The organism is Trinickia diaoshuihuensis (assembly GCF_003390925.1).
Taxonomy (GTDB): domain Bacteria; phylum Pseudomonadota; class Gammaproteobacteria; order Burkholderiales; family Burkholderiaceae; genus Trinickia; species Trinickia diaoshuihuensis.
Genome location: NZ_QUBS01000075.1, coordinates 37,113 through 60,222, shown reverse-complemented (window position 1 = coordinate 60,222; position 23,110 = coordinate 37,113). Strand labels below are relative to the sequence as shown.

The window sequence follows — 23,110 nt, the reverse complement described above, 5'->3', positions numbered from 1 at the left end:
AGAAGCGGGAGTGAGAAGTGGTCTCGGACCGATTTCCGGGCAAATAGCCCGTTAGGCCGAGAAAACGAACGGTTTGGGACGACGGGCTAGATGGAAGGGCAAAGGGGCGCCTCGAATGAGCGTCCCGTGCAGAATCAGCCCGCTTCCGGCTCGACGATGTCGCCGCCGAGCAGATGCACGCCTTCCCTCAGCTTGACGAACGCGGCGGCGACCGCCTCCGGCTCGCCCTTGACGCCCAGGTCGATGTGCCGCCGCACGAAAACGCCGCCGCGCTCCGTATCGCCGACGCTCGGCAGACTGAAGACGCGCACGCCCGGGAAGTCGGCCTCGATTTTTTCCATGAGCGGCGTAAGCGTCGACTCCATCAGCTCGAAGACATAGAGCGAGCGCTCGGCATGCGCCACCGCATGATGCAGATGCGCGTATTTCGTGTCGAGTACCCATTCGATCATCGGCCACGCCATGACGGGAAAGCCTGGTACGAAGTGATGATCGCCGACCGAGAACCCCGGAATCTTGTTATAGCCGTTCGGAATGATCGCCGCGCCGCGTGGGAACACGCCCATGTTCAAACGATGAAGGTTCTCCGGCGCCTCGAAGTCGATCGGCTCCGGCGCATTGGATCCGCTCGAGGCGGCATGCATTTCGCGAATCCGAGCCCGGATCAATTCGGCCGCTTCGGGATGAAGCTCGAGCGGCGTGCCCAGCGCTTGAGCCGCGCACTGACGCGTATGGTCGTCGGGCGTGGCGCCGATCCCGCCGGTCGAGAATACGATGTCGCCGGACGCGAAGGTGCGCTTTAGCGTGGCCGTGATGCGCTCGGGATCGTCGCCGACGTATTCGGCCCAAGCCAGCGCGAGGCCGCGCGCATTGAGCAATTCGATGACTTTCGGCAGGTGCTTGTCGACGCGCCGCCCCGAAAGAATCTCATCCCCGATAATGATCACCCCGAATGCCATAGACCGCCCTCACATGGATGGAAGCGCCTCGTCGGCACGCAGACGCCGCAACGCGTCGAGACAATAGTGGCCGAACCAAAGCGCCGAAAACACGAGGATAAACGCATAGATCCAAATCGTGGCGGCAGTGATCACCGGAAACAGTACGACGAGCCAGACGGACCAGGCCCATATCAACGTAGGCACGGTACCCATCAGCCCGGTCGCGACGCCGATCGCGAACAAGGGGCCGCGGTGGCGCCGGATGAGCGCGCGCCGCTCCTCGCTGCTCGCATGCAGGGCCAGGGCGTCATAGGTCATGACGCGGTAGGTCAGCCAACCCCAAAGCAGCGGCGGAATGACGGCAAACAGCGGCGGAAAAAGCCAGAGCGGCAGCGTCACGACGAACAGCACGAGGCAAACGATCGTCGTCACGAGCGAATGCACGAGCGAGCCGTACCATGTCCCGCCGCGGCGTTGCTCGAGATCCGCGAACCGGCGCTGCGAAAGATGCCGCACGACGAGCGGCATCGAGATCGTCGCGATCAACAGCAAGACAGTCGTGACGATCAGCGGAATGGACAGCACGACGACGAGAAACGGCGCGAGCGCGGCATGCAGCGAGCTCAACCCGACCCAATCGAAGGCATGGTCGAGCGTAGCGCCGAACCATGAATCGGCGAGCCACGCACGCGCGGTGCCGACGAGCGGCTGCCACGAAAACCAGAAGAACACGCCCCACCCCAACGCCGCGACGACGAAAGGCATAAATGTCAGCCAAAGCATGCGCGGATGAAGCACGCTAGCCGTGGCCTTTCCGAGCGATCGCAAAAAAGCGCTCATGCGCGGGCCCCGTCAAGCCGCGGCCGGCCCTCCGCCGCCGCCGCGGCGCCACCCGAGCCGCCGCGCGATACGCACGAGTGCGAGCCAATGCTGTGCGACGAACCCCTCTCCATACGATTCACCCTCATATTGCTGACGGATGCCGGTCGGTTCGAGCGTCCGATTCCACGATGCCGTCTTGAACAGCATATCCCACCACGGAAACAGCACGCCGAAGTTGCACCCGTACGCCGTGCCCTCGTGCCCGTAGCCGACCGCGTGGTGCCGGCGATGGAACGTGGGACTGACGATCAACCGCTCCAGCACCGGCCCGAACGGCAACCGCGCATTGGCATGCTGCACGCTTTGAGCGAAGTTCGTGACCGCCGTCAGCACGACGAATTGCGTCGGCGCGATGCCGATCGCGAGCGCGATCGCGGCGAAAAAAGCGGCTTGCAGCACGTCGTCGAGCAAGTGATTGCGATCGTCGCACCATAGCGACATTTGCCGCTGACTGTGATGAACGGCATGCAACTCCCACCACACGCCGAATCGATGTTGCCACCGGTGGTACCAATAGCCGGCGAAATCGAGCACGACTAGATAGATCGCGAACGCAATGAGCGGCTGAGAGGTCACGCCGGGCCAAAGCGTGTCGAGATTGATATTCGCGATGCCGTGATAGCGCAGCCAGACCTGCGTCTTATCGAAGATCGGCTGGAACGCGACGAAGAAAAACAGATTGAACAGCCCGAGCTTCGAAATCCACGTGTAGAACACGTCGACGCGCACCGCCTTGCGGTCGCTCCATCGCTCGACCGGCCGCAGGGCCTCGAGCGGGCGCAGCAGCAGGTACATCGCGACGATCGTGAGCAAGCCGACGAGCACGGGATAGAGCGCGTCGTAAGTATCCTCGTCGTAGTCCATCCAGCCGAACTTGAACAGCAGCGGCTGGACGGCATCGACGTAAAGCCAGGTCTGCAGCGACGAGACGAGTGCGTCGAGCGACGCAACGATCCAATGCAGCATAGGTCGCGGCGCCCGCTTAAGCGCCGTTCGGTGCCGTCACCGGCGCGCGGTCGTAAAAGAAGATGCCGTGCGGCGAACGGCCCACCGCGATCGTCTTGATGAGCTTGCGCGACGCCATGTCGATGATGCCGACATGTTTGGCGAAGCGGAACGTTACCCACATATAACGCTTGTCGGCGCTCAGTTCCATATCGTCGGGACCGGGCAGCAGGCCCGTGATGTCGCCGACGTTCGTCAGCGTGTTCTCGTCGATGATGCTGATCGTGCTGGCCACGCGATTGGACACGGCCACGTGCACGCCGTCGTCGAGCGAGCGGAAGTTATGCGCGCCCTTGCCCGTTTGAATCCGTTTCACGATGCTTTGCTTGCGCCAATCGACGACTGCGACGTCGTCCTCGCCGGTCATGCCCACGAGCAGGTAATTCTCACCCGGCGTGAGCCATAGGCCCGCCGGCGTGTCGCCGACGTTCATCTTCCATTTGACCGTCTGCGTCGCGAGATCGACGGCCGCGACCTGCCCCGAGACCTGCAGCGTGACGAACACGGTCTTGCTGTCCTTCGTAAACGCCATGTGGCTCGGCATCGTCGCGAGCGGCAAGCGTTTCACGAGCGTCGGCGTGTCCGTCTTCGCATCGTACGAATAGATGTCGAGACGATCGAGGCGCAGCCCCGTCGTCACGAACCATTTGCCATCCGGCGAAAAACCGAGTTGATACGGATCTTCGATGTTTTCGAGGCGCTTTTGCAGCTTGCCCGTTTTCGGATCGACGAACATCAGATCGTTCGAAACCGAATCGGCCACGATCAGCGAGCGTCCGCCGGGGGCCAGCATCAAGTGGTGCGGCTCCTTGCCAGTCGGGATCTTGCCGCCGAGCACTTGCTGCGTCGCTTGGTCGATCAGCGAGAGCGTGGCCTCGCCCGAATTGAGGATCACGACGTCGTTCGCGCGTGCGGCGGGAGAGGCCGCCGCCATCAAGCAGGCGGCCGCAAACGCGCCGGCCAAGCGAGCGGCGTGGCGGGCGCGGGAAAAAAATGAGGTAAGCATGAGAACTCGTTCGAAAAAACCGCTGCCATCATAAAACGTTTGCGGGCAGGCGCGGTTGACGGGCGTCTAAAAAACATCGGCATATTAGATTGCAGCGGCGCGATCGATATAGGGCGCCATCGCGCCGCCCTACCCGCTTATCGCTGCATCGACTCCCACACTTTGTGCAGGCGCTTGACGGAGACCGGCATCGGCGTGCGCAGTTCCTGCGCGAAGAGCGAAACGCGCAATTCTTCGAGCAGCCAACGAAATTCGGCCAGCCGCGCATCGAGCACCCCGCCGCGCGCCGATTGCGCGCGCTGATACTGCACCAAAAGCGGCTGCATCTCGGCGAACGAGCGCGCATCGCGCGCCGGATCGGCCTTGAGTTTGTCGATGCGCTGCGCGATCGCCTTCAGATAGCGCGGAAAATGCACGAGCTGCGCGTAGGGGGTATCGACGATGAAACGCTTGCCGATCAACGCTTGGAGTTGCTGCTGCATGTCCGCGTAAGCCTGCGCGAACGGCTTGGCCTGCGCGAGCTTTTTCGTGACGGTGGCGTACTCCGTCAGGATTTGACCGGCCAGCCGGGCGATTTCCTGGGCGAGCAACGAGAGCCTGCCCTTGCCTTCGTCGCGACGGGCGTGGAAACTCGCGTCGTCGGTGGGTAGAGGATCTTGCAGACACGCGCGCTCGAGCGACGTCTCGATCAACTGGTCGCGCAGCGCCTCTTGGGTACCGAGCGGCATGAACTGCATCGCCATTTCGCGCAAGCCGGGCAGGTTCTTCTCCAAGTACTTGATCGGTTCGCGCAGTTGCAGCGCGAACAAGCGCCGCAGCCCCGCGCGATGAATGCGCGCCGCTTGCTCGGGCGAATCGAACACTTCCACGTCGCAGTGCGTCGTACGATCGACGAGCGCCGGGTAGCCGAACAGCGTTTGTCCGCCGCGCCGAATCTCGAGCAGCTCCGGCAGTTTGCCGAAATTCCAGGTCGTCAAATTGTCGTAGAGTGCCGTGGCAGCCTGCTCAGCCGGCGCTTCGTTCGGGGCGGCGCCCTTTTCCTCGCGGCCGGCGGCCCCCACTCGCGCCGGGCTCGGCGCAGCCGCGCCGTCCTGAGCGGAGCGCGCCGCGCCCGCGCCGGCCAGCGCAACGCCCGCGGCAAGCTTCTGGAAGTGCCGCTGTGCGTCCGCGCCCAATTCCGAGCGCAATTGCGCCAGGTTTCGGCCCATCGCCAACTGACGGCCGTGCTCGTCCACGACCTTGAAGTTCATGAACAAGTGCGCGGGCAGCGTTTCGAGCTTGAAATCGGTCGATTTCAAGGCGACCTGCGTTTGCTCGCGCACGTCCGCGATCAGCGCCTCGACCAGCCCGCCCTGACCGAAGAGTGGCTCTCGGCGCGCGGCGAACGCGGCCGCGTATTCGGGCAACGGCACGCAATGACGGCGCAGCTTCTGCGGCAGCGACTTGAGCAGTAGCTGCACCTTCTCCTTGAGCATGCCCGGTACGAGCCATTCCGCGCGGCGCGGATCGATCTGATTGAGGGCGTACAGCGGCACCGTCAACGTCACGCCATCGCGCGGCGAACCGGGCTCGAAGTGGTACCCGAGCCCCATTTCGCTGCCCGCCATCGCCATCCGTTTAGGGAACAGATCGGTCGTGACGCCCGCCGCCTCGTGACGCATGAGGTCGTCGCGCGACAAATAGAGCAGACGCAGCTTGTCCTCGGGCTGTCCGCTCTTTTTCACTTCGTCGCGGTACCAGCGTTCGAACGCCGCCCCGGTGTGGATGCCCGCGGGGATCGCTTGATCGTAAAAGCCGTGGATCAATTCGTCGTCGACGAGCACATCCTGCCTGCGCGATTTGTGCTCGAGTTGCTCGATGTCGTGCAACAGCTTGCGGTTATGCGCGAAAAAGGCCAGCTTCGTATCGAACTCGCCCTCGACGAGCGCGCCGCGGATGAATAGCTCCCGGGCCCGCGCCGGGTCCTGCTTGCCGAACGCCACCCGGCGCCGGTGGTAGACCGGCAGCCCATACAGCGTGGCGCGCTCGAACGCCGTCACTTGCGCCGCCCGCTTCTCCCAGTGCGGCTCGGACAGTTGTTTTTTCAGCAGATGTCCGGCCACCTTTTCGATCCATTCGGGCTCGATCTTGGCGAGAGCCCGCGCGTAGAGCCGGCTCGTTTCGACGAGCTCCCCGGCCATGACCCAGCGCCCCGCCTTCTTCACGAGCGTCGAGCCCGGCCACAGGAAGAACTTGATCCCGCGCGCGCCGAGATAGTGCGGCTCGTCGTCGGCCTTCAGACCCACGTTGCCGAGCAACCCCGTCAACAGCGCCAAATGGACTTGTTCGAACGTCGCCTCGCTCTCGTTCAAGCGCCATCCGTGCTCGCGCACGACGGTCAGCAATTGCGAATGGACGTCGCGCCATTCGCGCAATCGCAAGTGCGACAGGAATTGCGCACGGCAGGCGTCGATCAGTTGCCGGTTCGATTTTTTGTGCGCGACGGCTTCGCCGAACCACTTCCAAATACGCAGCCACTGCAGGAATTCGGAACGCTCGTCGGCGAAGCGCCGGTGCGCTTCGTCGGCTTGCTCTTGCGCGTCGGCGGGCCGCTCGCGCGGATCTTGCACCGATAGCGCACTGGCAATGATCAGTACTTCGCTCAGCGCTTGCTGCTCGCGCGCCGCCAAAATCATGCGTCCCACGCGGGGATCGAGCGGCAAGCGGGCCAGCTCGCGCCCGAGCGGGGTGAGCGCATTGTCGTCGTCGACGGCGCCAAGCTCGGCCAGTAGCTGATAGCCGTCCGCGATCGCGCGGCCCGGCGGCGGCTCGATAAACGGGAACGATTCGATCTCGGTCAGATGGAGCGATTTCATCCGCAGAATCACCGCGGCCAGCGACGAACGCAGGATCTCGGGATCGGTGAAGCGCGGCCGCGCCTGGAAGTCGGTTTCGTCGAACAGGCGGATGCAGACACCGTCGGCCACGCGGCCGCACCGCCCCGCGCGCTGATTCGCGGCAGCCTGCGAGATCGACTCCACCTGCAACTGCTCGACCTTGTTGCGGTACGAGTATCGCTTCACGCGCGCGAGCCCGGTATCCACGACGTAGCGAATGCCCGGCACCGTCAGCGACGTTTCGGCGACGTTCGTCGCGAGCACGAGCCGCCGCGCGTTCGATGCTTTGAACACGCGCGACTGCTCCTCGGCCGAGAGGCGCGCGAATAACGGCAGGATTTCGGTATGCGGCGGGTGGTGCTTGCGCAGCGCTTCGGCCGCTTCCCGGATTTCGCGTTCGCCGGGCAGAAACACGAGCACGTCGCCAGGCCCTTCCCGGCACAGCTCGTCCACGGCGTCGACGATCGCCTCCATGAGATCGCGGTCGGCATCGCGGGCGCTCTTCGCGCGCTCGGGACGGTCGGCCCGCTCGCGCCCCGTCGTCCCCTGCGCGGACTTGACCGCCGCGCTGAGTTCCTCGACGGGCCGATACCGGATCTCCACGGGATACAGACGCCCGCTGACCTCGATCACCGGGGCGGGCCGCGACTCGGTGCCGAAATGACGCGCAAAGCGCTGGGCATCGATCGTGGCCGACGTGACGATCAGTTTCAGATCGGGCCGCTTGGGCAAGATCTGCTTTAGATAACCGAGCAAAAAGTCGATGTTCAGACTGCGCTCGTGCGCCTCGTCGATGATCAGCGTGTCATAGGCGCGCAGCAGCGGATCGGTCTGCGTCTCGGCCAGCAAGATCCCGTCGGTCATCAGCTTGACCGATGCGCCGGGCGCCAGGTTGTCCGTGAACCGAACCTTATAGCCGACGACCTCGCCGAACGGCGTACCGAGTTCCTCGGCGATACGCCGCCCCGTGGCGGAGGCCGCGATCCGGCGCGGCTGCGTATGACCGATGAGCCCTGTGCCGCCGGCGCCGAGCCCGCGGCCGAGCGACAAGCAAATCTTCGGAAGCTGCGTGGTCTTGCCCGAGCCCGTCTCGCCCGACACGATCACGACCTGATTGTCGCGAATCGCGCGCGCGATCTCCTCGCGCCGTCCCGAGACGGGCAGCGCGGGCGGAAAATCGATCGGTGGAACGGGATTGGGCGGGACGGCGGGGCGGCGCGCGCCATCGGGCTTTCTTTGCGCGGCGGCCGGGCGCCCGTTCTCGCTGCGCGGCGCGCGCGGCCCTCGGACCTCACCGGCGGCCGGACTTTTAGATACGTTCGACATGGGGGCGCATTATAATCCCGGGATGAATTCTCGAACCGACCTCGCCCCCATGCCAGAGAGCGCCCCGGCGCGTTCCGCGGCGCCCGAATCCGACGCCGTCTCGCACGCCCAGTTCGTCGACTGGATGCGATCGGTCGCGCCTTATATTCATGCGTTCCGAAACAAGACGTTCGTCGTCGGGTTCGGCGGCGAAGTCGTCCACGAAGGGCTGCTGAGCGCGCTCGTGTCCGACATCGCGCTCTTGCAGGCCATGGGGATCCAGATCGTGCTCGTGCATGGATCGCGCCCGCAGGTCGAGGAACAGATGAATCTGCATGGCGTACAGTCGGAGTTTTCGCACGGCATGCGCATCACCGATGCGCGCGCGCTCGAATCGGCCAAGGAAGCGGCCGGCGAAGTGCGGCTCGATATCGAAGCGGCGATCAGCCAGGGGCTGCCGAACACGCCGATGGCGCACGCGCATATCAGCGTCGTCTCGGGCAATTTCGTCACGGCGCGGCCGGTCGGCATCCTCGACGGCGTCGATTTTCAGCATACGGGCATCGTGCGCAAGGTGGACGCCGAGTCGATCAAGCACTCGCTCGCGAGCCGCAAGCTCGTCCTGCTCTCGCCGCTCGGTTTTTCGCCCACCGGCGAGGCCTTCAATCTGTCGATGGAAGATGTCGCCTCCGCGGCGGCGATCGCGCTGCGCGCCGACAAGATCATCTTCCTGACCGAGACGCCGGGCCTCATGAACGATGCCGGCGAACTCACGCAGGAGCTTTCGCTCGACGACGCCTACAAGCTGCTCGACAGCGGCGAGGTCAAGGGCGACTCCGCGTTTTACTTGAAACACGCCGTGCGCGCATGCCGGGGCGGCGTGCCGCGCGCGCACATCATTCCCTATTCGCTCGACGGCAGCTTGCTGCTCGAACTGTTCCTGCACGACGGCGTCGGCACGATGATCTCGTACGAGAACCTCGAAAGCTTGCGCGAGGCCACGCCCGACGACGTCGGCGGCATTCTCACGCTGATCGAGCCGCTCGAATCGGACGGTACGCTCGTCAAGCGCGGGCGTCACCAGATCGAGCGCGATATCGACCATTTCTCGGTCATCGAGCACGACGGCGTGCTGTTCGGCTGCGCGGCACTCTACCCTTACCCGCAAGAACGAATCGGGGAAATGGCGTGCCTCACGGTTGCCCCGGATGCCCAAGGCGCGGGAGACGGCGAGCGGTTGCTCAAGCGAATCGAGCAGCGCGCGCGCGCGCGCGGGCTCACGCGTATTTTCGTGCTTACCACGCGGACCGAGCATTGGTTCCTCAAGCGCGGCTTCGTCAAGGCCACCGTCGACGACCTGCCGGAAGACCGCCGCCGCTTCTATAACTGGCAGCGCAAATCGCTCGTGCTGATGAAGCAGCTTTGAGCGACCTAGCCGCGCCGAATACCGCAATATCGACTACAGGAGAAATTCACGATGGCCCGCATGATTCAATGCGTCAAACTCGGCAAGGAAGCCGAAGGACTCGATTTTCCGCCGCTGCCCGGCGAACTCGGCAAGCGGATTTATGAAGGGGTCTCGAAAGAAGCTTGGCAGACGTGGCTCAAGCAGCAGACGATGCTCATCAACGAAAACCGCCTGAATATGGCCGATCCGCGCGCGCGCCAGTATTTGATGAAGCAAACGGAAAAATTCTTCTTCGGCGAAGGCGCCGATCAAGCGTCCGGTTACGTGCCGCCGGCGCAAGGCTGAACGCCCCCGCTGTTCCCCGCATTCGCCTCAGCCGCCGGCTACTCGCAACACGAGGGCCGGCGCGACATCCGCCTCGACACCCCGGTTGCTGTCTCGCTCAAAGTGTCGCCAACGTGTGAAACTCGACGTGGACGCGCCCCTGGTCGATGATCAGTTCGGCCGCCGACACGGGCAGTTTGAAGCGTCGCGGCCCAGCACTTCCCGGATTGACGAAAAGCACACCGTCGCGCGTCGCGGCCGACGGCTTGTGCGAATGTCCCGTCACGACGACGCGCGGCGGGGGCGCCGACGGATCGAGGGACAAATCGGCGATGTCATGAACCACATGGATCGAGATGCCGCCGAAGGCGACCGTCGTAGCCGCCGGTAGCGCGTCGGCCCAGCTACCGCGGTCGTTGTTGCCGCGCACGGCGGTAACGGGCGCAATCCGCGCCAGTGCGTCGAGTACCTCGGGCTTGCAAATGTCACCCGCATGCACGATCGCCTCGACACCGGCGAGCCACGCCAGCGCCTCGGGCCGCACGAGGTTGTGCGTGTCGGAAATGAGGCCGATGCGGACCGACTTCAAGCGGAAACCGCCGCGACCTGACGATGCGCGAGCAACCCGCGCGAGCGATGCAATGCCGCGCGCGCGCCGCGCGTCGCCATGACGGCGCCGACCTGCCCGAGATTGAAATCGAGCGACACCATCAATTCCATCAGTTCGACCATCGGCAAAACGATGGTCGGGTTGTACAGCCCTTGTTCGATGAGCTTCTTCATCGCGACTCTCCTGCGAGCGGAGCAGCCTATGCCCCGTCGTGCAATCTGAGTGCCATTGTAGGGATGCCCACGAACCCGATAAATGCAATAAATCGAAAGTCAGAAGTCGCGAGAAACGAACAATCGCCGCGGCGGTTATTCGAGCGGCGCGCCGGCGAATGGGGCCAGCGCCTCCGCCCGGTCGGACAATGCCGCGAGGGCCGGATATCGGCTCGGATCGATTTCTCCCGGCACGATGTATTGGGTGAAGCGCCAGGACACGGCCACGGTGATATCCGGTTGCATGAGGCGATCGCCGCATAACCAGGCCCCGGCGCGGGCCGCGCCGGCCACGTCGCGCTCGAGCGTGTCGAAGGCCGCCACGAGTTGGCTTCGAACGCGTTCGAGCCACGGGGCGTGACGCTTCTCCTCGGGCCTCAAATTCTGCTCATAGGCGATCTGCACGGTCTTCTCACAAGCCGCGAGCGCGTATCCGATCAGATGCAGCGCATCGCGGCGCGCCGCGAGCGCTTGCGGCATCAACCGAGCCTCGGGCGCGACGCGCTGGTCCAGGTAGTCGAGGATCAGCGTCGAGTCGATCAACTGCGTGCCGTCGTCGTCGATAAACGTGGGCGCTTTGACGACCGGGTTGATCTCGCGGAATCGGTCGAAATGCCGGAAAACGGAGACGGGCCGATGTTCGAACGGGATGTCGAGCACGGCCATGGAAACGGCCACGCGACGTACAAACGGAGAATCCATCATGCCGATGAGCTGCATCGATGCCTCTTTCTTTTTCGTGTAACGGGGACAGGGAAAACGTCGCCAGTTTGCCGGCTCGGGCCCGCGCCAGCAAGCACAGGCATGCAAATCGGCAGAAATAGAACGCTACGCGGGCGTCGCATGCTCGCGCGCGCGCGAACCGATAGGAAGGAAAGTCTCTTCCGCAACACAGCCGTCCTAGGCTAGTCAAACGGAGAACGGATTCCAATGGAGGGTGCCGGCGCAAGTGCTGGCGACGCAAAGGCCGCGGCTTCTGAGCGGCCCGTACTCGGACTACCCCACGCCCTGCACGGCACCCATCGTCCGTTGCAGGTCCGCGAGGTGACGCGCTCGATCGTGCTGGGAGGAACCGTCCCGCGCCATGGTGGTGACCTATCGCTCACTAGTACGTCTGGATCCGCAGTTCGTTGTCCTGGGCGAACCGCATGACGAATTCGAAAGCCTCGGGGCAAATCTGCGCAAGCTCGCCCGAGATCTTCAAGCATCTCACGCCATCTTCGACGAACGGCATCGCAAGCCAAGTGGATGCGGCGCGATAGCCCGGCCGACGCTCCTGGACGAACAGTGCGATGACGCCCGCCAACCGCTCCGCCCAGTCGCCTGGGCGAAACGTCTTGCCGCAGTAAGTGATGCCAACGATCCTATGGGCAGGGCTGCGATCAGCCGGGCTGCGATCCGCGGCGCTTCGATCCGCCCCGTGTTCGATAGTCGTCATACAAGGCTAAAGCGAGTGCGCCGGCAGAAGGCCATGCGATAGCGGCGTGCGCGTCGAAGCCGGGCGCTCGTGCGCGCGAAGCCGGAACGCCGCGACCGTTTCGTCGAGCATGCGGGCCTGCTCTTCGAGCGACGTCGCCGCCGCGGCTGCCTGTTCGACGAGCGCGGCGTTCTGCTGGGTCGTGCGATCCATGTGCGACACCACGGCGTTGATTTCGTCGATGCCCGACGATTGGCGCGTTGACGCCGCGCTGATCGCCGCGATGACTTCAGTCACTTCGCGCGCCGCATCGACCACCTCCGCCATCGTCGCGCGAGCGCGCTCGGCCACCTGCGTGCCGCTTCGCACTTTCGCGACGGACGCCGTCATCAGTTCGCGAATCTCTTTCGCGGCGACGGCGGAGCGCTGAGCCAGCGCCCGCACCTCGCCCGCGACGACGGCGAATCCCCGCCCCTGCTCTCCCGCGCGCGCGGCCTCCACAGCCGCATTGAGCGCGAGAATGTTCGTTTGAAACGCGATGCCCTCGATCGCACCAATGATGTCGACGATATGCTCGGAATCGGCCGACATATCGGCCACCGCGGCGACGATCTCGCTCACCGCCTCGCCGCCGCGCCGCGCCGTGGTAGACGCCGTCTCGGCCAATGCGCTTGCCTCGCTCGCATGGCGCGCGTTTTCCGCGACGGAGGCCGTGAGCGCCTCGAGGCTCGCGGCCGTCTGCTGGAGCGCCGCGGCCTGACGCTCGGTTCGCTCGGATAGATCCGCATTGCCCGTTGCCATATCGTGCACGCCGTGCCGAATTCGAGCCGTGCCCTCGCGCACGCGCGTCACCGCGGCGGCCAGGCTCTGCTGCATGCGCGCAAGCCCCGCCATGAGCCGGCCCATGTCGCCGCTGCCCGAGGTGTCGATCGTCGTCGTCAAATCGCCCTTGGCAATGCGCTCGAAATGATCGATGGCCGCCCCGATCGGCGCGATGATGGCCGCGCGCAAAAACGTACGCGCGAGCACGGCGAAGGCAACGGATGCGAGACCCACGACGGAAAATAACCACAGCAACGCGCGGAAACGATCGTGCATGGCCGTAAAGTGCCGGCTTTGCGCCTGCACCTCGAAATCCATCAATTGCCGCGCCGCTTCCTTGTAACCCGTGAAGATCGCCTCGGGCGCCTGCCGCTCGGTCATTCGGAACGACGCGAAGTCGTCCTGATCGAGCGCCGAGACCTCGGGCCTGATCACTTCCTTCATCAGCTTGCCGCGCGCCGCGTGAAATGCCGCCGCAAGCGAGACCTCCGCATCGTTCAACCGAGGCAGCGTATTGTACGTCGCAAGCGCACGCTCGCCGGCCGCCAGGGCGGCATGCACACGCTCGAGCGTCGGCCCCGTCGGCTTGCCCTGCGCGACGAGCGTCTCGTAGCCGCCGAGGTCGATTCGCGCCTGGGACAAGTTCTCGGTACTGTCGAGCAGTGCCGTCAATGCGGCGGTCTCGCCGTGATACATCTTCTCGAACGCGACGTTGGCCGATTGGAGCACCGCGATCGACGCGGCGATGACGAACACGAGCGCCCCGGTATAGCCTACGATCGTGAAGGTCAACGCAGCACGAATGTTGATCGTCCTTACCATGCTGTCTTCCTCGCTTTGCATGGGGCCGCAGTCAGTGCTGAAGCACCCGCTCAGGATGGAAAAAAAGGCGGCAAGCGAAGTGGCTCGCCGCCGCCTTTGAATGGCCGACCGCAATCGGCAACGTCGTGGAGCAGGGGATCAGAACCGGGTGCGGATGCCCGAAGTCAGTTCGAGCTGATTGGTCGCCCCAAACGTCGAGCCGACCGTGTATCCGCCGTGCAGCTTCATGTAGTCGCCGGCCACGTAAAGCTCCGTGCGCTTGGACAGGTGGTAGAACACCGACCCGTACAACGTTTCTTTGAAGCCGTTGTGCACGCCCTGCGTAGGATCGAACACGCCGCCGAGGTTGGCGTTCGGGATGTTGCCGTCCGCGTTGTACGCCGCATTGTGTACGCGCATTTGCTGATAGCCGAGCTCGTAATCGAGCGCGCCCTTCGGCGCGAGCTTGAACGAGACCGTCCACGCGTTGTCTTGACGCTGGCCGAGCGCGCCTTGATTGCCGAGATAACGGAAGTAGCCCGCGTTCAGGCGTGCAATGCCGAACGTATAGTTGCCGCCCACCGACCACGTTTGATCGGTGTTGCCGCGGTTGTTCACGTGATTGTAGAAACTCGACACGTTGAACGGACCGCCGTTGTAGCCGATGGCGGCCTGGTACGTGCTGCCCGTTGCGAACGCCGTCGAGTTGCTGAACGCGTAACCGGCGCTCAAGAACAGGCCGTTGTTGAACAACTTCTTCCAAGCAAGACCATTGTTGTAACGCGTGCCCGTGGCGGAGCCCGCATAAAAGATCATCTGCTTGAAGTTGTTCGAGTTCGTCCAACCGCCCTCTTCATAACGCAGCTTTGCGCTGCCGTACGGATCGCCGTAGATGGCCGAGGCGTCGCGCGCAATCGTGTTTTGGAAACCGGCCGTGAACTTACCGATCGTATCGCTCTCGAGCCCAACCCACGCATCGCGGTCGAAAATCTGACCCGGATCTTCCATTTGACCGTTGGCGACGACGTACTCGCTCTCCAACGTGAAGATCAGCTTATTGCCGCCGCCGAGGTCCTCGGAACCGCGCAGGCCCCAACGGCTGCCGCTGAACCACGGCTCGCCGTCGTTGCCCATGCCGAGCACGTGTTTGCCGTTCGCGTCGGCGTGCGTGATGTAGGTCGGCACGCTCAAATCCATCAAACCATAGAGCTGAACGCTCGATTGCGCGTGCGCGCCCGTTGCTACCAAGGCGCCTGCCGTCAGCGCCAATGTGCGATACGTCTTTTTCAAGATCGTCTCCTCTTTACTGCGTTGAAATTGTGTTCTCGCGCCCAGGGCGCCGTGCATCGAGCACCGCGCTTGGCATCGCCGCAATGGAGACAATCGTATGCGCCGCTATCCTTCACGCTCCTTTCGCGTGTCGTTAGTACAACTAAGTACTTTCACTGAAATCGTTGCAATGGATAGACATCTACGCCGACGCAACGAAATAAGCGCCCCTTTAAGATCCATCCTTCGCGCGCAAGACATAGCCGAGCCCGCGCAGCGTCATGATTTGGGCCGTCGAATGCGTCAAATGCTTTCGCAGGCGATGAATATAAATGTCGATTGCGTCGGCGCTCGGCTCGTCCTCCAAGCTATAGACGCTGTCCATCAGCGCGGTCTTCGATACGGTCTTGCCTTGCTTGAGCATCAACGCCTCGAGAATCGCGTGCTCGCGCCGGCGTAACGCCAGCGGCGTTTCGTTGTGACTGAACTCGCGCGTGTTCGCGTTGTAGTGCAGGTCACCGCAGACGAGCGAAACCGACTTGCCGCCCGCTTGACGCCTGATCAACGCCTTGATGCGCGCGACCAGCTCGCGCGCGTCGAACGGCTTGACCACGTAGTCGTCCGCGCCCGCGCTAAAACAATCGACCTTGTCCTCGATCGAACCGTGCGCCGTCAGCATCAGCACGGGGGCGTTGTCGCCGCGCCGCCGCAAGCGGGCAAGCACGTCCTTGCCGCTCATGCGCGGCAGCCGCATATCGAGCAGGATTACGTCGTAGCGTCCCGTGCGCAAGACGGCATCTGCGGTCTCGCCGTCGGGCACGCAATCGACCGCGAAGTTCTCGCCCTGCAACAAGTTGACGATCCAGTGCGACAGATCCGCGTTGTCTTCCACGAGCAGCAGCTTCATTGCTTCATTCCTTCCAAGCCGGCAACCGCACGGTGGCTACGAGCCCCACCCGTCCCTCGCCCGGCGCGACCTCGGCCGTGCCGCCGTGCGACTGCGCAATGCGCCGCACGATCGCGAGGCCCAGGCCCGTTCCTTCCACATCGGTCTTGCCGCGATAAAAGCGCTCGAAAACGTGAGCCCGGATTTCGGCGGGGATCCCGGGCCCGTTATCGACGACTTCCAATACCACCTCATTGCCGGCACGCCGGCAACGTGCGGTGACGCATCCGCCCGCCTGCGTATAGCGGATCGCGTTGTCGACGAGGTTCGCGACGAGCGCGGTCAATAACTGTTCGCTGCCGGCGACGCGCAGGTCCTCGCCCAATTCCGCGCCGAGATCGATCTCGCGCCGCTGCGCGGCAAGGATCAGTTCCGCGAGCACCGACGACACCACCTGCGCCATGTCCACCGGCACGTTCGACACCGGTGAAGGCGCCGATTCGGCACGCGCGAGCAACAGCAATTGGTTCGTCATTTCGGTCATCTTGCGGCTCGTGCGATGAATCGCGCCGAGCGCGTCCTCGAGCGCCGTTGCATCGCCCACGCTCTGGCGGGCGCACTGCACCTGGGTGTCGAGCAGCGTCAGCGGCGTGCGCAATTGATGCGCGGCGTCGGCAACGAACTGGCGCTGCGTGCTGGTATGCAGCTTCAGCCGGGCAATGCACTGATTGATCGCATCGACGATCGGCCGAAGCTCCGTCGGTAAATGATCGACGCGCACCGGTTCGAGCTGCATCGGATCGCGGTCGGCCACGTCGTCCTTCAGCTTCATGAGCGGCCGCAATTCGCTCGTGAGGCCGATCAGCACGAGCAGGACGGCGAGCACGAGCATGAGCCCCTGCCGAATCAATTGCGGGTGCCAAAGCTGCGCGAGCATCCCCTCGCGCGACGCCTGCGTTTTGCCGACGACGACCACGACGGGCAGCGCGGCGCCCGCGTTATACAGTTGGCGGCGGAACGCGACCGCGCGAATCGCTTGTCCGTCGAGCGTCGTGTCGTAGAACACGGGGTATGGCCGCTGCCCTTCCGGCAGCGAAAGTTCGGGCGTGCCGCCTAAAAGCCGGTCTTCTCCCGCCACGACTTTGTAGAACACATGGTCGTGGTACGGCGACTCGAAGATCTCCAACGCGGCCGGCGGGATGTCGGCCCGAAGCTCGCCGTTGCTCCATTCGACGTCTTCGCCGATCGTACGCGCCGAAGCGAGCAGCGCGTTGTCCTGCAACAGAGCGGCCGTCTGCCGCGCGGCGTCATAAGACATCAGGCCCGCGACGAACACGAACGCCGCGAGCGGTAACAACACCCACCACAGCAAGCGGGCGCGCAGACTATGCATCATCGATTGACGCCCTACAAATAAGTTTGGCCCGGCCCGCGCGACGCACGCGGCGTCGGCGCGGGACGAGCCGGCCCGGTCCACTGCGCCTTGGCGGCGCAATCCGTCAGAATGCGGCGGGTCTCCATTTCAGCAGACGCTTTTCCAGCCGGGTCAGCAAGTAGTCGCACGCCAACGCCACGACGGCCAACACGATCATCGCCGCAAACACCCCGCTCGCGTTGAACGCGCCTTGCGCCGTGGAGATCAAGAGGCCGATCCCTTGCTTCGAACCCAAGAACTCCCCGACGACCGCACCGACGAGTGCAAAGCCGAAGCTGACGTGCAAGCTCGCCAAGATCCAGGACAACGCCGACGGAATCACGACGGCCGTCGTCAGTTGCCGTTTCGACGCGCCGAGGATCTGCGCATTGGCGATCATATAACGGTCGGCTTCGCGCACACCTTGGAACGCATTGCCGAAGACCACGAAGAACACCATGACGACGGCGAGGGCCACCTTCGATGCCATGCCCAAGCCGAGCGCGATCACGAACACGGAGCCGAGCACGACCCGCGGGATCGAATTGGCGACCTGAATATAGATGCTGAACACGTCCGAGAGCAATTTGTTGCGCCCGAGCACGACGCCGCAGATCACGCCGGCGACCGAGCCGATCGCAAAGCCGAGCGCCGTTTCCTCGAGCGTCACCCACACTTGCATGAGCAGCGGCCCTTGGGAGGTGCCGTTCACGAACCAGTCGACGATCTGCGCGAAGATGAGCGAAGGCATCGAGAAGAAGAACGGGTCGATCCACTTCATCCTGCCGGAGAGCTCCCAGCCGCCGAGCCATACGGCCAGCACGAGCAGGCGCAGACCGATGATCAGTGCGCGACGCTGACGCAGCCGGCGCTGCGCCGCTTTTTCCACTTCGGCGAGCGACGCCTGAGCAGGGCTCGATTTGGGTTGTTCGAAGGTAGTAGCCATAGTAGACATCTCGGTCTTTCCGGTATTCAAGGTCAAGCAATCTGCACTTCTTCGCGCAGATCGTGCCAAATGTCGCGCGAGAGTTCGATGAAGCGCTGTTCGTAGCGAATTTCCGACGTGACGCGCGGGCGCGGCAGGTCGATTTCATAAACCTTTTTGAGCGTCGCGGGGCGCGCCGTCAGCACGAACACGCGGTCGGCGAGCGCGATCGCCTCTTCGAGATCGTGCGTGACGAATACGACCGAGCCCTTGTTGGCCGACCAGAGCTGCAGCAACTCGTCTTGCATGAGCGTACGCGTTTGCATGTCGAGCGCGGAAAACGGTTCGTCCATCAGCAAGATCTCCGGCTTGTTGATGAACGTCTGCGCGAGCGCGACGCGTTTGCGCATGCCGCCCGAAAGCTGATGCGGATAATGTCCGCCGAACTTCTCCAAGCCGACGCGGCGCAGCCAGTCTTTGGCCTCTTCGTAGGCGGCGGCTTTCGAACGACCGCGGAAGAGCGGGCCGGCCGCGACGTTGTCGAGGACAGAACGCCATGGAAATACCGCATCGGCTTGGAACACGAAGCCGATACGCGGATCGATGCCCGAAACCGGGTTGCCCATGACGCGCACGGTGCCGGTCGTCGGCTTGAGCAAACCGGTGATCATGCTGAGCGTCGTCGACTTGCCGCAGCCGGTCGGACCGACCACGGCGATGAATTCGCCCTTGGCGACGGACATGCTGAAATCGCGCAGCGCGATCGTAGCCTTGCCGTCGGGGGAGATGAAGCGGCATGACACCGAGTCGAATTCGATGACGGGTACGTCATGGGAAGCAGCGTGGTTCATCAGAGCAATCCAAGCGATTGGGTGGACGCCGCAACCGCGGCGCCCCGGGGCACGGCAAAACATTCAAAAATCGGTCAAACGGCCCGCTCCGCTCGCGCGGTTCGGGCCCGCCGGCGCATCACTTCGCGGCGACGAATTCGTTCGTATACGTTTTGGACAAATCGACGTGCTTGCCCTTGATCGACGGATTGAAGCCGGAAAGCACCTTGAGGACCGTCGCGGGGCCGTCGGCCGGCATCTTGCCGTCCGCCGTATACATCGGCAGCGACGCCTTCAACGCGGCAACGTACAGCGCCTTGTCCTTCTGATAATCGGCCGGCATCTTCGCCGCGATGTCCTCGGCGCTATGCGTATGGATGAACTGCATAGTGCGCACGAACGCATGGGCGAGCTTCGCGGCTTGATCCTTGTGCGCATCGGCCCATGCCGATTGGACGTAGAGGCTCGAAGCGGGATAGGTGCCGCCCAGCGCGGCCTTGGTGCCTTCCACCGAGCGCATGTCGACGAGCACCTTCGCATCGCCGGTTGCGAGCAGCTTCGAGACGGTCGGCTCCGTCGTCATGCCCGCGTCGATGCGCTCCTGCTTGATGGCCGCGATGAAGCTCGCGTCCGCGCCCACCGGCAGCATCGTGTATTGCGACGACGTGATCCCGTGCTGACCGGCCAGATACTGCGTCAGAAAACTCGTCGAGGAACCGAGGCCCGTGACGCCCAGCGTCTTGCCTTTGACGTCGGCCATCGACTTGATCGTGTCGGCCGCCTTCGTCGCGACCAGCTCCACCTCGCCCGGCACCTGGCCGAACACGGCGATGGTCTTTACATCCTTGCCCTTCGTCTGCAAATCGATCGTGTGATCGTAAAAGCCCACGACGCCTTGGACGGCGCCCGCGAGCAACTCGTTTTCCGCATCGACGCCGGCCGGCTGCGAGAGCAACTCCACATCGAGGCCTTCGTCCTTGAAGTAGCCCAGTTGCTCGGTCAGCTTCGCCGGCAAATAGATGAGCTTGGTGATGCCGCCGACCATGATCGTGATCTTGCCGCCGTCGGCGGCCATCGCGCCGTGCGATGCCAACGCGAACAACAGGGCCGGAGCGAGGGCGAAGGCGCGGATTTTGCGCGAGCTCGAATGCATGCGAGTGTCTCCTCTTTATATCGGCGCCTGGCGGCACCGGGTGGAATCGATGGAGCGATTCTAGGAGGAACAACCCTTCCCGAACCTTTCGCCGAGGCCGCCGGGACATACGGGATTACCATGACCAATCGACACGGCGACACCGTCGAGCAGCATCGCCGCGCAATTCATGCCATCCTTTGTCAGGTTTTCAGGACTATAACGATCGCACCGCATTTATTCGAGGATTGGCACACGAGATGAGCAATTCAAACGCCAGCGGCAGTCGCCGCGGCGGTCAGGCTGCGCCTCGCGCGCACGGCACGCTGACCGTGCTGCAAGGCGCGGCCCTTTACATAGGCGCCGTGCTCGGCACGGGCGTCATCGCCCTGCCGGCAATGGCCGCGGACGTTGCCGGGCCCGCTTCGTTGCTGGCTTGGCTCGCGCTCGTCGTCCTGTCGGCGCCGCTCGCCGCGACGTTCGCGGCACTGGGGGCGCGCTACCCCGACGCCGGGGGCGTGGCGACTTACGCGCGGCAGGCTTTCGGACCGCGCGCCTCAGCCATCGTCGGCTGGTGCTTTTATTTCGCCGTGCCCGCGGGCGCGCCGGCAGCGGCGATATTCGCGGGCGCGTACGTTGCCGCCGCCGTCGGGGGTGGCGAGCATACGGTCTGGTTGACGAGCGCCGCGCTGCTGACGGTCGTCACGGCCGCCAATGCGTTCGGCGTGACGATTTCCGGCCGCATGCAACTCGTCCTTTCCACGCTGCTCGTGGTCTTGCTGCTCACCGCGGTCGCCGCCTCCGCTCCCCATGCCGATGCGAGCAACCTGCGCCCGTTCGCGCCGCACGGCTGGCTCGCCGTGGTGCCCGCGGCCGCCCTGCTCGTTTGGAGCTTCGCGGGTTGGGAAGCGATCACGCATTTGGCCGGGGAGTTCAAGCATCCGTCGCGCGATCTGCCGCTCGCGTCCGCAATCGCCGTGGTCGTCGTCGGCGTGCTTTATCTGGCCGTGGCAGCGGCAAGCATCCTCGTGCTCGGTCCGTCGGCCGGCCGCTCCCGCGCCCCGCTGGCCGAGCTGCTCGTCGTCGGCGTCGGCGGCAATGTCCGTGTCTTGGCCGCGGGCGCGGCCCTGCTGTTGACGCTCGGGACGATGAACGCCTACTTCGCGGGCGCGGCCAAACTAGGCGCCGCCTTGGGCCGCGACGGCGCGCTGCCGTCATGGCTTGCGGCCGGCTCGCTCGCGGGAGACGTGCCGCGCCGCAGCCTCGGCGTGCTTTGCGCCTTGGCCGCGCTGAGCACGATCGCGGTCGCCATCGCCGGCGTCGGAGCCAAGCCGCTCGTGCTGCTCGCGACCGGCTCGTTCGTGACCGTCTATGCACTGGGCTGCGCGGCCGCCTTGCGTCTGCTGCCGCGCGGGACGGCGGCGCACCGGTGTGCTCAGGCCGCGCTCGTCTGCGTCGTCGCGCTATGCGCGGCGACGGGCTGGTTCTTGCTTTGGCCGCTCGTCATGAGCGGCTGCGCGCTTCTTTATCTGCGGTTCAATCGCCGGCGCGCGCGCCATCCGAACGTGCACTGCGACGTTTCTTAACGACTCTTCATGTTGGTGCGGCGAACGATCGCTACACTGCGCGCCTAAGCCGCGCGAGCACTCGTCCAGCCCAGCGTACGGAACGCCGCGGCGGCCCGGCCCGTATTGGCCGGCGGCTGCCCGGCCGCGAGCGGCAGAGCGTGCGGGCATGGATGAATGTCGGCGGCTTTGCGCGGGGCCGACAGCGTCAGCACCGAAGCAAAATCCGCCGCTTGCGCGAAGCGCGGCGTGTCGAGCAGCGGGGTACCATCTTGCCCGATGATGCGCGCGAGCGTCTTCGGGATCGACGCATGTTCGTAGAACGTGTGATCGATCGTCGCTTGCTTGACGTACGGTGAGATCACGAGCGCGGGCACCCGGCAGCCGAAGCGGTCGAAGCGGAAACCGCGCTTGGTCAACCCCGTGGGCGCGCACGGCGCAAGCGCCGGCATGCCGGCGACATATGAAGCATCGGGAATGACGTGATCGAAGAACCCGCCATGCTCGTCGAAGACGATCAGCAATACGCTCTCTTCCCAATAGGGCGAAGAAACGAGGGCGTTATAGACGCGCTCGACGAGCGCCTCGGCTGCGCGAACATCTCCGCACGGATGCATCGATTCGCCGGCCGCGAAATTGCCCACCGGATCGTAGCGCGGCTCGATGAAGACGAAGCTCGCGTCGAGGTTGCCGCTCGCGAGCGCCGAGAAGAAGTCCTCGTGCGTGCTCAAGCGGGCCGAATGCGCATCGACGCCCTTGATCGCCCACGCTTGCGGCATATCGCCGTGCGCGATCAGCCACTGATTCGGCGCAAGCCGCGTAAAGACGGAGTCGTTGCCATTACCGTATTTGGCCCCGTCGAGCAAGCTCGCCTCGATCGATTCGAGATCGCTCGGCGAATGATCGAGCCCCCAGGACGTGGCGGCCAACGCAAAGAAGCGATTCGGCCAGGTCGGCCCCGGAACGGAGGAAAACCAGCGGTCGCAAATCGCGAATTGCTGAGCGAGAAAGTTGAGCACCGGCAGTTGGTCGGGGGTGAAGCAACGTAGCGCCGACGCCACGTCGTACCCATGCGCTTCGAGATCGCGGGCGAAACCGAGATCGTTCGGGCTCGGTGCGCACGCCGGATAGGCGCCGCCCGTCAGCCCTGCGGAATCGTCGCGCGTGCAAGTGGCGAAAGCCCGGCTCTGGCTCGGCGCCGCCAGTTGCACGAGGGTGTCCGTGAACTCGTGCCCGGGATCGAAGGCAAGCCGGAACGGCGCGCCCTGCCCCACCGGATAGACGATGCCGTTCGCGCCCGCATTCGAAAACGGCGGCTTACCCGCGAGACCGTCGGCTCGAGTAGGCGCGCCGTCCGGCGTCCAGCCGCTCAAGTCGGACCAGCCGAATACATTGTCGTACGAGCGGTTCTCCAACATCAAAACGAACATCTTTTTGACATTTAGGACTGCCGACATTCTCTTCTCCGTCAGAATTCGCG

The 23,110-nt window shown here is 64.3% G+C and carries 20 protein-coding genes; 3 read left to right on the top strand and 17 right to left on the bottom strand.

What is annotated here, in order from left to right:
• Positions 1-134: 134 nt before the first annotated feature.
• The 5 genes from DXT59_RS15500 to hrpA all read right to left on the bottom strand — a co-directional run bounded on the left by DXT59_RS15500 (position 135) and on the right by hrpA (position 8,036).
• A complete protein-coding gene (locus DXT59_RS15500; protein WP_116137765.1) occupies positions 135-959 on the bottom strand; it encodes a competence/damage-inducible protein A in 825 nt (274 codons plus the stop codon).
• 9 nt (positions 960-968) lie between these two features.
• Positions 969-1,781 (bottom strand): EI24 domain-containing protein, encoded by an 813-nt coding sequence (locus tag DXT59_RS15495; protein ID WP_116137764.1) that lies wholly within the window; start codon positions 1,779-1,781, stop codon positions 969-971.
• A 12-nt stretch (positions 1,782-1,793) separates the two neighbouring features.
• Positions 1,794-2,789, bottom strand: coding sequence for a sterol desaturase family protein (locus tag DXT59_RS15490; RefSeq protein ID WP_116137763.1), 996 nt, complete (start codon positions 2,787-2,789; stop codon positions 1,794-1,796).
• A gap of 16 nt (positions 2,790-2,805) precedes the next feature.
• Complete coding sequence (locus DXT59_RS15485) at positions 2,806-3,834, bottom strand: YVTN family beta-propeller repeat protein (protein ID WP_338065175.1); 1,029 nt, start codon at positions 3,832-3,834, stop codon at positions 2,806-2,808.
• Between the two features lie 137 nt (positions 3,835-3,971).
• Positions 3,972-8,036: an ATP-dependent RNA helicase HrpA gene (gene hrpA, locus DXT59_RS15480; RefSeq protein ID WP_116137762.1), complete on the bottom strand. Its 4,065-nt coding sequence runs from the start codon at positions 8,034-8,036 to the stop codon at positions 3,972-3,974.
• Positions 8,037-8,058: 22 nt separating this feature from the next.
• Between hrpA and argA the strand changes: the two genes are divergently transcribed.
• Both argA and DXT59_RS15470 read left to right on the top strand, forming a co-directional pair.
• Positions 8,059-9,441 carry an amino-acid N-acetyltransferase gene (gene argA / locus DXT59_RS15475; protein ID WP_116137793.1) on the top strand — a complete coding sequence of 461 codons (1,383 nt, stop codon included), beginning with the start codon at positions 8,059-8,061 and terminating at the stop codon, positions 9,439-9,441.
• A gap of 51 nt (positions 9,442-9,492) precedes the next feature.
• Positions 9,493-9,768 carry an oxidative damage protection protein gene (locus tag DXT59_RS15470; protein WP_116137761.1) on the top strand — a complete coding sequence of 92 codons (276 nt, stop codon included), beginning with the start codon at positions 9,493-9,495 and terminating at the stop codon, positions 9,766-9,768.
• 97 nt (positions 9,769-9,865) lie between these two features.
• Here the strand turns inward: DXT59_RS15470 and DXT59_RS15465 are convergent, their stop codons facing one another.
• From DXT59_RS15465 to DXT59_RS15415, 11 genes are all read right to left on the bottom strand, one after another.
• A complete protein-coding gene (locus DXT59_RS15465) occupies positions 9,866-10,336 on the bottom strand; it encodes a metallophosphoesterase family protein (RefSeq protein ID WP_116137760.1) in 471 nt (156 codons plus the stop codon).
• A complete protein-coding gene (locus DXT59_RS15460; protein WP_116137759.1) occupies positions 10,333-10,530 on the bottom strand; it encodes a hypothetical protein in 198 nt (65 codons plus the stop codon). The genes DXT59_RS15465 and DXT59_RS15460 overlap by 4 nt, the downstream gene beginning before the upstream one ends.
• 135 nt (positions 10,531-10,665) lie before the next feature.
• On the bottom strand, positions 10,666-11,289 hold the full coding sequence (locus DXT59_RS15455) for a glutathione S-transferase family protein (protein WP_116137758.1): 624 nt from the start codon (positions 11,287-11,289) through the stop codon (positions 10,666-10,668).
• Positions 11,290-11,674: 385 nt separating this feature from the next.
• Complete coding sequence (locus DXT59_RS15450; RefSeq protein ID WP_116137757.1) at positions 11,675-12,007, bottom strand: DUF3579 domain-containing protein; 333 nt, start codon at positions 12,005-12,007, stop codon at positions 11,675-11,677.
• A gap of 6 nt (positions 12,008-12,013) precedes the next feature.
• Positions 12,014-13,630, bottom strand: a complete 1,617-nt coding sequence (locus DXT59_RS15445) for a methyl-accepting chemotaxis protein (protein WP_116137792.1) — start codon at positions 13,628-13,630, stop codon at positions 12,014-12,016.
• Positions 13,631-13,768: 138 nt separating this feature from the next.
• Positions 13,769-14,956, bottom strand: a complete 1,188-nt coding sequence (locus DXT59_RS15440) for a porin (RefSeq protein ID WP_116137756.1) — start codon at positions 14,954-14,956, stop codon at positions 13,769-13,771.
• Between the two features lie 154 nt (positions 14,957-15,110).
• A complete protein-coding gene (locus DXT59_RS15435; RefSeq protein ID WP_116137755.1) occupies positions 15,111-15,785 on the bottom strand; it encodes a response regulator in 675 nt (224 codons plus the stop codon).
• Positions 15,786-15,789: 4 nt separating this feature from the next.
• Positions 15,790-17,160, bottom strand: coding sequence for a sensor histidine kinase (locus tag DXT59_RS15430; protein WP_116137754.1), 1,371 nt, complete (start codon positions 17,158-17,160; stop codon positions 15,790-15,792).
• Positions 17,161-17,263: 103 nt separating this feature from the next.
• Complete coding sequence (locus tag DXT59_RS15425) at positions 17,264-18,124, bottom strand: ABC transporter permease (protein WP_116137753.1); 861 nt, start codon at positions 18,122-18,124, stop codon at positions 17,264-17,266.
• Between the two features lie 32 nt (positions 18,125-18,156).
• A complete protein-coding gene (locus tag DXT59_RS15420; RefSeq protein WP_116137752.1) occupies positions 18,157-18,954 on the bottom strand; it encodes an ABC transporter ATP-binding protein in 798 nt (265 codons plus the stop codon).
• 118 nt (positions 18,955-19,072) lie between these two features.
• Positions 19,073-20,086, bottom strand: a complete 1,014-nt coding sequence (locus tag DXT59_RS15415; RefSeq protein ID WP_116137751.1) for an ABC transporter substrate-binding protein — start codon at positions 20,084-20,086, stop codon at positions 19,073-19,075.
• A gap of 239 nt (positions 20,087-20,325) precedes the next feature.
• Here DXT59_RS15415 and DXT59_RS15410 point away from each other — a divergent pair, with 239 nt between their 5' ends.
• Complete coding sequence (locus tag DXT59_RS15410) at positions 20,326-21,651, top strand: APC family permease (protein ID WP_116137750.1); 1,326 nt, start codon at positions 20,326-20,328, stop codon at positions 21,649-21,651.
• 44 nt (positions 21,652-21,695) lie between these two features.
• Here DXT59_RS15410 and DXT59_RS15405 read toward each other — a convergent pair whose 3' ends face one another.
• The gene (locus DXT59_RS15405) at positions 21,696-23,087 is read right to left on the bottom strand and encodes an alkaline phosphatase family protein (protein WP_240324527.1); all 1,392 of its coding nucleotides are present in this window, start codon (positions 23,085-23,087) and stop codon (positions 21,696-21,698) included.
• Positions 23,088-23,110: the final 23 nt, after the last annotated feature.